Here is a 13,145-nt window from a genome sequence, read left to right as displayed (position 1 = left end):
ATGAATTTCATCGACAATCCAAAGAAGCTTCATGGCTTCGAGAAGCATGTCAGGATCGAGAAGATTTCCCGCCGCAGCATCCTGAAGGGACTGGGCGTCACTGGCGGCTTCGTGCTCGCCGCGCCCGTGATGTCGCGCCAGGCCTTCGCCTATGAGACCGGCGCCGGGAAGATGCCGCACGGCGTCGTGGTCGACCCGCGCGTGTTCGTCGCGGTCGCGCCCGACGGCATCGTGACCATCGTCGCGCACCGCTCCGAGATGGGCACCGGCGTGCGCACCAGCCTGCCGCTGATCGTCGCTGAGGAGATGGAAGCCGACTGGTCGAGGGTCAAGGTCCAGCAGGCCCATGGCGACGAGGTCAAGTTCGGCAACCAGGACACCGACGGCTCCCGCAGCACGCGGCACTATCTGATCCCGATGCGCCAGATCGGCGCTTCTGCGCGCATCATGCTGGAGCAGGCCGCAGCCAAGCGCTGGGGCGTGCCGGCAACGGAAGTGAAGGCGGTCAATCACGAGGTCGTTCACGGCGCGAGCGGACGCAAGCTCGGCTTCGGCGAGCTCGCAGCCGACGCAGCCAAGGAATCCTTGCCGAGCGTCGACAGCCTCAAGCTGAAGGACCCCAAGGATTTCCGTTACCTCACCAAGGGCCAGATCAGCATCGTTGACCTCCACGACATCACCACAGGGAAGGCGGGCTACGGCGCCGACGTGCGGCTGCCCGGCATGAAATACGCCGTCATCGCGCGCCCGCCGGTGACCGGCGGCAAGCCGGTCTCGTTCGACCCGGCCGACGCATTGAAGGTCTCGGGCGTCGAGAAGGTGATGCAGGTGCGCGGTTGGCCGTGGCCCTCGAAATTCCAGCCGCTCGGCGGCGTGGCCGTGATCGCCCGCAATACGGGTGCGGCGATCAAGGGCCGCGATGCGCTGAAGATCGTCTGGGACGACGGGCCGAACGGCAAGTACGAGTCGGTCGCCTACCGCAAGGAGCTCGAGGAGGCCGCGCGCAAGCCCGGTCTCGTCGTGCGCAAGGAGGGCGATGCGGACGCTGCGCTCAAGAGCGCCGACAAGGTGATCGTCGGCGAGTACTACATTCCTCACCTCGCCCATGTCAGCATGGAGCCGCCGGTGGCGGTTGCCGACGTCAAGGGCGACAAGGCGGAGATCTGGGCGCCGGTGCAGAGCCCGGGCGGCACCCGCGAGGACGTCGCCAAGACGCTCGGCATCCCGGAAGCGAACGTCACCGTGAACGTGACGCTGCTCGGCGGCGGCTTTGGCCGCAAGTCGAAATGCGACTATGCGCTCGAGGCCGCCCTGCTCTCCAAGGAGCTCGGCGCGCCCGTGAAGGTGCAGTGGACGCGCGAGGACGACATCCACAACGGCTTCCTGCACACCGTCTCGGTCGAGCGCATCGAGGCGGGCCTCGACAAGAGCGGCAAGGTGATTGCCTGGCGCCACCGTAGCGTCGCCCCCAGCATCGCCTCGACGTTTGCGGCGGGAACCGTACATCAGGCCTCGTTCGAGCTCGGCATGGGCCTCGTCGACATGCCCTTCGAGATCGCCAACATCTCCTGCGAGAATCCGGAAGCGGCCGCGCATACCAGGATCGGCTGGTTCCGCTCGGTGTCAAACATCCCGCGTGCCTTCGCCGTGCAGTCGATGGTCGGCGAGATCGCGCAGGCCACCGGCCGCGACCAGAAGGACATGCTGCTCGACCTGATCGGCTCGCCCCGCATCGTCCAGCTGGCCTCGGTGAAGGACCTCTGGAACTATGGCGAGCCCTATGACAGCTACCCGATCGACACCGCGCGCCTGCGCAAGGTGGTCGAGCTGGTGGCCGAGAAGGGCGAATGGGGCCGCCAGGTGCCGAAGGGCCATGGGCTCGGCATCGCCGCGCACCGCAGCTTCGTCAGCTACATCGCGACGATCGTGGAGGTGGCCGTCGACGACAAGGGCAAGCTGACGATCCCGCGGGTCGATACCGCCATCGACTGCGGCACCTTCGTCAATCCCGAGCGCATCCAGTCCCAGATCGAGGGCGCTGCGATCATGGGCCTGAGCCTCGCCAAATATGGCGAGATCACCTTCAGGGACGGCAAGGTCCAGCAGAAGAACTATGACGACTTCCCGGTGATCCGGATGGACGAATCTCCGCTGGTGACCAACGTTCATATCGTGCCACCTGGGCCCGGCACGCCGCCGAGCGGCGTCGGCGAGCCCGGCGTGCCGCCATTCGCGCCGGCGCTGATCAACGCGATCTTCGCCGCGACCGGCAAGCGCATCCGCTCCTTGCCGATCGGCAAGCAATTGGAGGCGTAGCGCCGGGAACGTTAGGCGACAGTTCGCCGTTGCCGTCGATCTGACAGGCGAGATCGATGGATCCCAGACCACCGGGACGTCCAGTCAGGATCCCAAGGTCATGGAGATGAACGCGAAGGAAAAGAGTAACGTCGAGCGCGAGGGCAAATAACGGCGCCTCATAGCCAGACGAACAAAATGCGGCGGACGTTTCGTCCGCCGCATTCGCTGCCCCCCTTGCCGCGCCGCTTGGGGTCGATTCGCCTGAGGCCCTACTTCTTCAGCGCGAACACCCAGACCACGCCGCCCTGCGCCACGTTGGCCTCAATGCCGATGTTGTTGGTCGCAAGCGCATCCTGGATTCGTTGCGCGTCGATGGCCCAGCCGGACTGGATCGCGACATATTGCGTACCATCGATCTCGTAGGAGATCGGCATGCCCATGATGCCGGAGTTGGTTTTCTGCTGCCACAGCAGCTCACCGGTCTTGGCGTTGAAGGCGCGGAAGTAGCGGTCGTTGGTGCCACCGGCGAAGACGAGATCGCCTGCGGTCGCCGTCACCGAGCCGAACAGCTGCGACTTCGGGAAGTCATGCTGCCACACCTTCTTGCCGGTCGCAGGGTCCCAGGCCTGAAGCTCGCCGAAATGATCCGCGCCGGGCTTCGCCTTCAGGCCGATATCCTCCGGCTTTGTGCCGAGCCAGAGCTCGCCGGGCTTGAGCGCCACTTTCTCGCCGGTCAAACCGCCGCAGAAGTTACTCGTTGGCGGGAACGTAGACGAGGCCGGTCTTCTGGCTGTACGCAGCCGAGGGCCAGTGCTTGCCGCCCCACAGCGACGGGCAGGACTCGACGCGCTTGCCGATGACGGGCTTATGCACGGGATCGATGATCGGTCGCCCGCTCTCCGCATCGATGCCCTTCCAGACATCGATCGAGACGAACGGCCAACCAGCGACGTAATTGATCTTGGTCGTGCGTTCGAGCACCCAGAAGATCGCGTCGCGGCCCGGATGGATCAGGCTCTTGATCGAGCGGCCGTCGCGTTTTAGGTCGACCAGCATCGGCGCATCGACCTCGTCCCAGTCCCAGGAATCGTTCTGGTGGTATTGGTGGTAGGACTTGATCCTGCCATTGGCGGGATCGAGCGCGATCACCGACGAGGTGTAGAGATTGTCGCCGGGATGGCTGTCGCCGGGCCATGGCGCGGCGTTGCCGACGCCCCAGTAGATCGTCTTCAAGTCCTGTCTTGTTGAGAAGCTTGACTGTGTAGGCGTTTCTGACCGAGCCATCGGACAGGGTCACAGCCAGGGCGCCGCGGTCGTGCAGCACCGCTATGGCGCCCGTGGCCTTGGTTTCCAATGATCCGACCAGGCCGGCCGCCAATCCTACGCTGACAACCGCGAGCGCGATGGTTTTCGGGCGCACCAACCGTGAGGCGCGGGCCTCGCCGCGATGGCCCGCTCGATATTGCGCCAGCTTTCATAATCGATCAGGCCGCGGGGGCGATCGAGCCTGGTCATGACGCGCCCGCCATCCCAGCGCAGGAATGGTGTGACGTAGTAGATCGACAGCGTCAGGACGAGGATGGCCCACTTGATCCGCCGCATGCGCCCCGACACGGCTTGCGGCACGACCGGCCCCGCCCGCTTGACGCGGGCCTTGGCCGGCTTGTTTGCACCGGCCACGGCGCCCCTGGCGCGGTTGCGGGAATGGTCAATTTCGATGACGGTCATCGCGCGGGATTCTCGTACTACCGGTTTCATTGACCTCGGTAGCGCCGAGCGGCGTTATTCATCTCCGGCGCGATTAATCGACGGCTTCAAAACCGTCGCCCCGGCGCGAGCAGTACACTCTCGCCCCGCGCCACCAGCTTTTGCGAAGACTTCGCATGACCACTACAGGCAGGCGGCGAGGTCGTATTTGACGCGGCGCAAACTCGCGGATGAATTAGACTTTCGGCGGGAACCGATGCTCGACCGCAAAGCAACGGGGGCGACAGCCGTCAGGCGCCGCCCCCGTTATGACCTCGGACGTCGGCGCCGTCACGCGCCGTAGGTGTAGAAGCCTTGGCCGGTCTTGCGGCCGAGATGGCCGGCATCGACCATTTCCTTGAGCAAGGGCGCCGGCCGATATTTCGGGTCGTTGAAGCCCTTGTAGAAGACCTCCATCACCGACAGCATGGTGTCGAGCCCGACGAGATCGGCGAGCGCCAGCGGCCCGATCGGATGGTTGCAGCCGAGCTTCATGCCGGCGTCGATTTCCTCGGCCGTCGCGATCCCCTCCTGAAGTGCGAAGATCGCCTCGTTGATCATCGGGCAGAGGATGCGGTTGACGGCGAACCCCGGGCTGTTCTTGGCCGTGATCGCGACCTTGCCGACGCGCTGGGCAAAATCGAGCGCCTTGGCGTGGGTGTCGTCGGAGGTCTGCAAGCCGCGGATCAGCTCCAGCAGTTGCATCACCGGCACCGGGTTGAAGAAATGCATGCCGATGAAGCGATCGGGGCGATCGGTCGCGGCGGCGAGCTTGGTGATCGAGATCGACGAGGTGTTGGTGGCGATCAGAGTGCGCGGCGACAGCGTCGCGCAGAGGTCTTTGAGGATCTTGACCTTAAGTTCTTCATTTTCCGTGGCGGCCTCGATCACGAGGTCGCAGTCGGAAAGCTTGGCGCGGTCCGTCGTGCCGGTGATGCGCTTGAGCGTCGCCTCGCGATCGGCCGCCGACATCTTCTCCTTCTTGACCATGCGCTCCAGGCTGCCGCCGACGGTCGCAATCCCGCGGTTGACCGCAGCGTCGGAGATATCGACCATCACGACCGAAAGCCCGGCCGCGGCACAGATCTGGGCGATGCCGTTCCCCATGGTGCCGGCCCCGATGATACCAACGGTTTGGATCATTGCTTCGAATCCTTCTCATCTTGTCGGGCGAGCCGACCGGCCCTGCCCCTTCTGCCTGAACCAGGGTCGCGCACCGCAGGCGGGCGGTTGACCCGGCCCCTGATAGGCCCTTCCTTAAAGCATCCATGGCGGGAATAAAGCCGCCTCTTGCATTGCGCGAGGCGCAATTTGACGTTCTAGCGGCCCGTTTGGGCCGACGTTATCGAGGAGACGCGCCGGCGCGGTTGGGCAAGGACCAACCAGGAGTACGTCAAGGGCGTGGTTGGTTGTGCGGTTCCGATCCTCTCGCCGGACCGCGAGCTGATCGCGTGCCCGGGCGTCTCCGTCCCGGCGGCACGCGTGCGCTTCGCCGAACTGGACCGCTTCATCGCCCCGCTTCAGAAGGCCGCCGCGCTCCTGTCGGAAACGATCCTGCAGGACGATGATGACGGCGGATGGGTGCGAGGTCGGCCAGCCTACTTCGCAATCCGCTCCACCACGTCCCGCACCAGGCCGACCAGCAGCTCGAGCTTGTATCCGGTCATCGGCAGCGGCTTTGCGCCCGACGTCGCAAGCTGCGCGGCTTGCGCGATGATTTCCGCGTTTGCCGGCTTTCCCTCCAACGCGGCCTGGCATGCCGTCAGCCGCAGCGGTACCGGGGCGACCCCACCGGCGGCGATGCGGACGAGCTGGAAGATGCCGGCGGTTACCACGGCGCGCGCGCAAACTTCGACCAGCGGCCATTCGGCATAACTGCGGCTGATGGCACGCTTGTAGTGGGCGCGCTCGAAGGCGAGCGGTGCGGGAAGTGAGATGACCTCGATCCTTTCGCGCGGCTCGAGCGCATGGTCCGCAGCGCCGTTTGTGCCATCGCCGATGAGATCGGGCAGCGACAATCGGTTGCGTCGGTCGGTCGCGATCGTCGCATCATAGGCGAGCAGCGCCATTGCCATGGTCGACGGATGCGGAGCCACGCAAGGCCCGAGATCGAATGCTGCGTGATAAAGATGATTGCCCGATCGCGCCGGGCAGCCGGAGCCGCCCTTCTTCAGACAGCCGATCAGCGGATTGCGGAAATACCAGCAGCGCGAACGCTGGGCGAGGTTGCCACCGAGCGTTGCCAGATGCCGGATCTGCGGCGTGGCGAGGCCTTGCGCGGCCGCGGCGATGCCGGGATAAGCATCCCGGATGCGTTGATCGGAAGCGATGGCCGCAATCGTGGTGAATGCGCCGATGCGGGCCGAGCCGTCCGCAGCCCAGTCGATCCCGATCGTGCCTGATGTCACGGGGAGATCGACGATGGGCCCCCGGGACACGCCGCTACGACGGCGCTCGGATAGATCGGTGCCGGCGGCGCGGAATTCGGGCACGGCGCCTGCGATCGTTGCTGACGAGGCGCTCATGCCGCGGTCCTCCCCTTCAAGGCGGCGACGATGCGGTCTGGCCGGATCGGAATTTCGGCGAGGCGAACGCCGATCGCATTGAAAATCGCGTTCGCGACCGCAGGGGACGTCGGCACGGTCGCCACCTCACCGATGCCGACGCTATTGCCGAGCACATGATCAAAACCGGCCTCGTCGAAATGCACGTCGATCTCCGGCGTATCCGCAATGCCGGGGATGCGATAATCCTCCATGCTGGCGGTCAGGACATCACCGCTGAGCGGATCGACCTCGCGCGCCTCGTAGAGCGCGTAGCCAATCCCCTGGATCACAGCGCCGCAGGCCTGGCTGTGCGCGAGCTGAGGCGCCGCGATCTTCCCGACCGCGAGTCCCGTCTGCACCTTGAGCACGCGCACGTGACCGAGCCAAGTATCGACCTCGACGTCGATCACCTGAACCGAGCTCGGCACGCCGGCGCCGATGACGATGTTGGAGTTGCGGCGCATCATCCAGCCGAACACCACGCCGAGAAGCCCGAGGTCCTTCAGCGGCGAGCGGATGCCGGGCGCCGTGTTCTTGCCGTCCTCGCCACGCGCCTCTGAGATAGCGATATCGGGTGAGCGCGCAATCAACTCGCGCCATGGCGCATTTGAGCCTGGCGCGGGCTTGCGCGTGGCCTGCTCGAGCAGCGCGGCTTTCAATTTATGGATCGCCGTGAGCGTCGGTGGCAGCACCGAGGCCGTCACGCGGCTGCCACCGGAGCCGGGGCCTTCGGGCAGCGCGGAGTCGCCGATGCGCACCTCGACCTCGCTCGCCTCGAGATCGAATTCGCGCGCAACCGTATCAGCCAGAACGCTGCGGGTGCCGGTCCCGATATCCTGTGTCGCGGTCGATGCGACGATGCGGCCGCCCTTGACCGCGACCTCGACCTTCACCTTGGGCTGCCAGAGATAGAACCAGTAGCCGGTCGCGACGCCAACGCCGCGGCGATAGCGACCGCTCCCGGTCGACGTCCGATTGCGCCAGCTGTCGAGGCTTGAGGCCCAGTCATAGAGCCTTTGCCGATTGGGATCCGGATCCCAGCGCTTGCGCAAGGCAATCGGATCGACAGCCAGCCGCAGGGCGGCCTCGTCGATCGCCTGCTCGACTGCAAATGCCATCGGCGGACCGCCGGGCGCGCGGAACGCCGCGCCCGGCGGCAGATTGCTGATGACGTCGAAATCCGACAGGTCCTTGGCCTCGGCCGGATACATCAGCCGCGCCAGGCCCGCGATCGTCGAGTTGGTCGCGGCGCCCGTATCGGCATGCGCCGTGACGGACAGCGCTTTCAACTCGCCCCGGTCGGAAGGCAGCAGCGCGACCTTCACCTCCGCGGCCGGCCGATAGCCGGCGACCGACAATTCTTCATGACGGTCATAGGCAACTCGTACCGGCGCATTCGCTGCGCGTGCTAGCTCGACCGCGGCAATCGTCTCGGCGCCAAGGCTCGCCTTCGAGCCGAAACCGCCCCCGACATGATCGGCGATGACCCGGACGCGCGCAGGATCGAGCTTGAATCGCTTTGCGATCTGCTCCTTCAGATGGACCACCCACTGGGACGAGGCGTGCACCGTCAACACTTCGCCATCGAAGCGCGCAACCGCGGCATGCGGCTCGAGACAGGAATGCTGCTGCGTGCCGGTGCGGAATGTTCCCTCGACCAGAAGACGGTTATTCGTCTGGCGCGCCTCGTTCACCCAGTTGCGCGCCCTCTTGGCGCGCCTGGCAAATACCGAGGTCGGCCCGCGAACGTTCTGCTTCCATGGCGCAGGCCCGCCCGCCGCTTCCGAGACATTGCCGGCTCGCTTGCGGCTCGCCCGGTCGAACACCACCGGCGCATCAACTTTCCGCGCCGCATCGAGCCCGATCACGGCGGGCAGCGGTTCGCTGGTCAGCTTGATCGCGGCGAGCGCCGCGAGCGCAGTCTTGCGGTCTCTCGCAGCGACCGCCGCGATCGGCTCACCGACATAGCGTACGATGCGGTCGTCGGGCAGCAGCGACACCGCAATGACGCCGCCTAGCGCCCGCGCCGGGGCCAGATCGAGCGCGGTGATGCGCGCATGCGCATCACGCGAACGCAGGATCACGCCTTCGAGCTGGCCGTCATGCTTTATATCTACCGTGTACTTTGCCGCGCCCGTTACCTTGTCGCGCGCCTCAATGCGTGGACTTGCGAAGTTGTTGCCGTCGAAGCGGCCGGCACAGGCATCCGCCACGGCGCGAAAGATCGCATCGTAGGCGCCACACCGGCAGAGGTGGCCCGACAGCGCCGCGCCGATCTCCTCGCGCGAGGGCAGGACCGTCCCGTTCGTGCCGCGCCAGCGATCGCAGAACGCAGCCGCTTCCACGATGAAGCCGGGCGTGCAGAAGCCGCATTGCAACGCGTCATGCGCCATGAACGCCTTCTGCACCGGGTGCAGTTCCCGCGCGCCGATGCCTTCCACCGTCGTCACGGATTTTCCGGCGACGGCGCGCGCCGGCATCAGGCAGCTCGTGACCGGCACACCGTCGACGAGCACGGTGCAGGCGCCGCAGACGCCGCCACCGCAGACGAGCTTGGTGCCGGTGAGACCAAGCTGATCGCGCACGACATCGATGAGCAGCGCATCGGGATCCTCGGGCAGGGGCTCGATGCGGCCGTTGATGGTCATCGTATTCATGGACGTGCTCCGGCTTTGCTGCGTGAGGATCGTTCTCTGGTCCCGGCCCTGCTCGCGGGCTGTTCCTGCGACTTCGGCACGGCGCCGGCGCAAAGCGTCCGCACCATCATCGCCATGTCTTTCAGGAAGGCCTCTGCCGGCTGCATGGCCGGATGCTGCGACTTCGATCCGTGCACGGCCATTTCGACGAGCCGGGCGAACTCGGCCGGCGACAGGCCCTGCGGCAACACGAGCTTCTGCTTACGCGCAATCCGGGCGATCGCCGCGACCAGGCGCTCCGCGTAGAGGGCGGCATATTTCTGATAGAGATCGCGCCCATGCACGAGGTGCTCGGAATACAGCTCCTCGATATGAGGCGAGCCGTCGAAGGACGCGATCATGGCCTGCATCCGCGCCGTCATGCCGGCGACGAGAATGTCGGCGAAGCCGCGGCCCGCCTTCTCCGCCGCGCCGATTGCGGCCTCCTCGGCCGCAAGAGCGGTTTCGTGCACGCGCGCGATGACGGCGCGGAACAGCGCTTCCTTGGATTCGAAATGATGATAGAGCGCCTGCCGCGTCAGGCCGGCAGCCTCGGCCACCTGCTCAATCGAGGAGCGGCGAAAACCGTGGCGGCGAAACACCAGCATGGTCGCATCAAGAATGCGCGTTTTCGGTCCCATTTGTCGATTTTGACAAAACATGAAGAAATGTCAAATAGCGATTTGGTGAGCCGCCGTGGGAGGCTTTCCAGTGCAACCGGGGCTGGCGCTCGTGACCACATGCGCCGGCCCATTCCGGACCGCGTGCTCGCCTGCGCCGACAACGTGATCGAAGGAGAGGCCGCGTGACACCATGCGGCCAGGTCCCGCGCGTCCTCGTCATAGCCGCAGGATCTTGCCGGGGTTCATGATGTTCTTTGGATCGAGCGCCCGCTTGATCGTGCGCATGACGTCGAGCTCGGTCTTCGAGCGGTAGCGCGCGAGTTCGTCGATCTTCTCGATGCCGATGCCATGTTCTGCCGAGATCGAACCGCCCATGGAGGCGATGAGATCGTTCACCGCCCTGGTGATCGCTGCGGAATACTGCGTGAGCGTCTCCCGGTCCATGCCGATCGGGCCCATGAAGGAGAAGTGCAGATTGCCGTCCCCGATATGGCCGAGCGGATAGGGGCGGATCGTCGGCAGGATGTCGAGGACGGCCTTGAGTCCCTTGTCGATGAATTCTGGAATTCTGGAGATCGCGACCGACACGTCGTAGCTCAAGCCGGGCCCCTCGGCGCGCGAGGCTTCGGCCTTGCTTTCGCGAATACGCCACATGTTGCGCGACTGCGCCTGCGTTTGCGCGATCACCGCGTCGAGCACGCGGCCCGCCTCTAACTGATCGGCCAGGAACTGCTCCATCTTGTCCGACATGCCCGCGGTACCGTCCAGCCGCGGCCGGGAAGACGACCATTCGAGCAGGAGATACCACGGGGTCTCCGTCTTGAGCGGGTCCTGGGTGCCGGGGATGTGGCGCAGCACCATGTCGATGCCGGCGCGGCTCATGAGCTCGCAAGAGCCGACATTGTCGTCGGATGCGGCGTACGCTTCCGAGAGGATCTCGATGGCGGCCTGCGGATCGCGGATCGCCAGCCACGCCGTGCAGACGTCCTTCGGCGCCGGCCACAGCTTCAGCACCGCCTTGGTGAGGATGCCGAGCGTCCCTTCGGCGCCCATGAAGAGATGCTTGAGGTCGTAGCCAGTATTGTCCTTCTTGAGCGCGCGCAGCCCGTCCCAGACGTCGCCATTCGGCAGCACGACCTCGAGGCCCAGAACCAGGTTGCGCGCATTCCCATAGCGCAGCACCTGCACGCCGCCGGCATTGGTGGAGAGATTGCCCCCGATCATGCACGAGCCCTGCGATCCGAGGCTGAGCGGAAAGAAGCGGTCGTGGCGCGCCGCCGTCTCCTGGAGCGTCTCGAGGATGCAGCCTGCCTCCACTGTCATGGAATAACCGACCGGATCGACGTCCAGCACGCGGTTCATGCGGCCGAGCGAAAGCAGGATGCCGCGGTGGGTTGGCCACGGCGTGGCACCGCCCATCAAGCCGGTGTTGCCGCCCTGCGGCACGATCGCGATGCCGTTGTCGTAGCAGAGCTTCACGACTTCAGAGACCTCGGCTGTATTCGCCGGACGCACGACTGCAGCAGCCTGCCCGACCAGCGTCCCGCGCCACTCGGTCACGAAGGGCTGCTTGTCGTGCTCGTCCACGATCAGCCCCTTGTCACCCACGATCTTCCGCAAGGCGTCGAGGATGGCCACCGTCGCAGGCGCACCTGGAAGGGAGGGATCGGTGGGAGGGGCTGCAGCTGGCATGTGTTCCTCTCTTTAGAGCCCAGCTTGGATGCGCCGGCCTTCGTTGTCGTCAGTCGTTTTCGACCTTGGGTGCCGACCCTAGCATGAAGCCTTCGCTCGCCGGAACGTCACGGCCTCCGACGTTTGCGCAGATCAGGTTCGAGCTTCGAACACGAGCGGGCTTCCGCCCACGACCGGCATACCCTACTGTGGTCGGATCACTCGCCAGGTCCGAGATCATGAGCCGCTTCTGGAGTCGCGTCGTCCGCACCTTGTCGCCGTACGTGCCGGGCGAGCAGCCCAAGCAGGACGGCGTCGTCAAGCTCAACACCAACGAGAATCCCTATCCACCCTCGCCGCGCGTGCTCGCGGCGGTCGCATCGGCTGCAGAGCGATTGCGCCTCTATCCCGATCCGCGCGCATTGCACCTGCGCGAGACGATCGCCGCCCACTACAAGGTCGCGCCCGAGGAGGTGTTTGTCGGCAACGGCTCGGACGAGGTGTTGGCCCATACCTGCCAGGCGCTGTTGAAGCACGATGCGCCGCTTCTGTTTCCCGATGTCACTACAGCTTCTACCCCGTCTATTGCCGCCTCTATGAGATCGCCCACGAGGAGGTGCCGCTCGATGCCGCGATGCGCGTGCAGATTGCCGACTACCGGCGGCCATGCAGCGCGATCCTTCTCTCCAATCCGAACGCTCCAACCGGCATCGCCCTTCCGCGCAATGCGATCGCCGCGCTGCTCACCGAGCACACGGACCAGCTCGTGGTGGTCGACGAAGCCTATGTCGATTTCGGCGCCGAGAGCGCCGTGCCGCTCGTTGCACGCCACGACAATCTGCTTGTCATCCAGACCTTCTCGAAATCGCGGGCGCTCGCCGGCCTGCGGGTCGGCTTTGCGATCGGGCAACGGCCGCTGATCGAGGCGCTGGAGCGGGTGAAGGACAGTTTCAACTCCTACCCCATCGATTGCCTAGCCCTCGCCGGCGCAGTCGCGGCCATCGAGGACGACGCATGGTTTCAGGAGACGCGCGGGCGCATCATGGCGAACCGCGGAACGCTGACGCGTGAGCTCGCGGGGCTCGGCTTCGAGGTGTTGCCGTCGCAGGCAAATTTTGTCTTCGCGCGCCATTGGAGCCAGGGCGGCGCGGATCTTGCGGCTGCGCTCCGGCAGCGCGGCGTCCTGGTCCGACATTTCCGAAAGCCGCGCATCGAGAACTTTCTGCGCATCACGGTCGGAACGGAGCAGGAGTGCGGCCGGCTGATCGCCGAGCTGCGCGGCTTGGTCTGATCGCGCGCCAGTCCTGGGCTGCTCGCGCTGCTGTACGGACGGGCTGCAGAGCGCGAGCATCTCGTCGCGCGCGATGTTGCGGGTGATCAATGCGATGCGCGAGCGACGATCGGCGTCGGGCCAGTTTGCGGGCGCCACCGGCGGATGGAAAACGCGGTGCACTCCATTGCGAACTGATCGCCGACAAGACGTACAAGTCCGTCTATGGTTAGGCGCGAGCCTGTGCACGAGCACGACGGCCGGCGCCGTGACGCCAAAGGAGGTTCAAAAAAATGAGGCGCTATAAACCAGCCGT

General features: G+C 65.5%; 7 protein-coding genes and 3 pseudogenes. 3 read left to right on the top strand and 7 right to left on the bottom strand.

Translation table 11 applies throughout. From position 1 onward, the window contains the following. Positions 1-2,316, top strand: coding sequence for a molybdopterin cofactor-binding domain-containing protein (locus QA640_RS13595; protein ID WP_283041145.1), 2,316 nt, complete (start codon positions 1-3; stop codon positions 2,314-2,316). 251 nt (positions 2,317-2,567) lie between these two features. Here QA640_RS13595 and QA640_RS13590 read toward each other — a convergent pair. From QA640_RS13590 to QA640_RS13580, 3 genes and pseudogenes are all read right to left on the bottom strand, one after another. Further along, positions 2,568-3,537 (bottom strand): annotated as a pseudogene (locus QA640_RS13590) (PQQ-binding-like beta-propeller repeat protein); the annotation flags it as partial. A 141-nt stretch (positions 3,538-3,678) separates the two neighbouring features. Further along, on the bottom strand, positions 3,679-4,026 hold the full coding sequence (locus QA640_RS13585; protein WP_283041144.1) for a hypothetical protein: 348 nt from the start codon (positions 4,024-4,026) through the stop codon (positions 3,679-3,681). A gap of 309 nt (positions 4,027-4,335) precedes the next feature. Beyond that, positions 4,336-5,187 carry a 3-hydroxybutyryl-CoA dehydrogenase gene (locus QA640_RS13580; protein ID WP_283041143.1) on the bottom strand — a complete coding sequence of 284 codons (852 nt, stop codon included), beginning with the start codon at positions 5,185-5,187 and terminating at the stop codon, positions 4,336-4,338. A 198-nt stretch (positions 5,188-5,385) separates the two neighbouring features. Here QA640_RS13580 and QA640_RS13575 point away from each other — a divergent pair. After that, a pseudogene (locus QA640_RS13575) lies at positions 5,386-5,616 on the top strand (IclR family transcriptional regulator C-terminal domain-containing protein); the annotation flags it as partial. Positions 5,617-5,642: 26 nt separating this feature from the next. Here the strand turns inward: QA640_RS13575 and QA640_RS13570 are convergent. The 4 genes from QA640_RS13570 to QA640_RS13555 all read right to left on the bottom strand — a co-directional run bounded on the left by QA640_RS13570 (position 5,643) and on the right by QA640_RS13555 (position 11,580). Next, the gene (locus QA640_RS13570) at positions 5,643-6,569 is read right to left on the bottom strand and encodes an FAD binding domain-containing protein (protein WP_283041141.1); all 927 of its coding nucleotides are present in this window, start codon (positions 6,567-6,569) and stop codon (positions 5,643-5,645) included. Next, positions 6,566-9,247 (bottom strand): molybdopterin-dependent oxidoreductase, encoded by a 2,682-nt coding sequence (locus QA640_RS13565; protein WP_283041140.1) that lies wholly within the window; start codon positions 9,245-9,247, stop codon positions 6,566-6,568. Before QA640_RS13565 ends, QA640_RS13570 begins: the two co-directional genes overlap by 4 nt. Then, the gene (locus tag QA640_RS13560) at positions 9,244-9,906 is read right to left on the bottom strand and encodes a TetR/AcrR family transcriptional regulator (RefSeq protein ID WP_283041139.1); all 663 of its coding nucleotides are present in this window, start codon (positions 9,904-9,906) and stop codon (positions 9,244-9,246) included. The genes QA640_RS13565 and QA640_RS13560 overlap by 4 nt, the downstream gene beginning before the upstream one ends. Positions 9,907-10,104: 198 nt before the next feature. Further along, complete coding sequence (locus QA640_RS13555) at positions 10,105-11,580, bottom strand: FAD-binding oxidoreductase (protein ID WP_283041138.1); 1,476 nt, start codon at positions 11,578-11,580, stop codon at positions 10,105-10,107. 218 nt (positions 11,581-11,798) lie between these two features. Between QA640_RS13555 and hisC the strand changes: the two are divergent. Beyond that, a pseudogene (hisC, locus tag QA640_RS13550) lies at positions 11,799-12,850 on the top strand (histidinol-phosphate transaminase). The last annotated feature ends 295 nt before the right edge of the window (positions 12,851-13,145 follow it).

The organism is Bradyrhizobium sp. CB82 (genome assembly GCF_029714405.1).
GTDB lineage: Bacteria > Pseudomonadota > Alphaproteobacteria > Rhizobiales > Xanthobacteraceae > Bradyrhizobium.
The sequence above is the reverse complement of the archived record's forward strand: the minus strand, read 5'-3'. Positions and strand labels throughout refer to the sequence as shown.

What these genes read in the sequence shown, in the direction of transcription:
- QA640_RS13580 (WP_283041143.1), bottom strand. Translation starts at nt 5,187, where the DNA reads ATGATCCAAACCGTTGGTATCATCGGGGCCGGCACCATGGGGAACGGC.
- QA640_RS13560 (WP_283041139.1), bottom strand. Translation starts at nt 9,906, where the DNA reads ATGGGACCGAAAACGCGCATTCTTGATGCGACCATGCTGGTGTTTCGC.
- QA640_RS13570 (WP_283041141.1), bottom strand. Translation starts at nt 6,569, where the DNA reads ATGAGCGCCTCGTCAGCAACGATCGCAGGCGCCGTGCCCGAATTCCGC.
- QA640_RS13555 (WP_283041138.1), bottom strand. Translation starts at nt 11,580, where the DNA reads ATGCCAGCTGCAGCCCCTCCCACCGATCCCTCCCTTCCAGGTGCGCCT.
- QA640_RS13595 (WP_283041145.1), top strand. Translation starts at nt 1, where the DNA reads ATGAATTTCATCGACAATCCAAAGAAGCTTCATGGCTTCGAGAAGCAT.
- QA640_RS13565 (WP_283041140.1), bottom strand. Translation starts at nt 9,247, where the DNA reads ATGAATACGATGACCATCAACGGCCGCATCGAGCCCCTGCCCGAGGAT.
- QA640_RS13585 (WP_283041144.1), bottom strand. Translation starts at nt 4,026, where the DNA reads ATGACCGTCATCGAAATTGACCATTCCCGCAACCGCGCCAGGGGCGCC.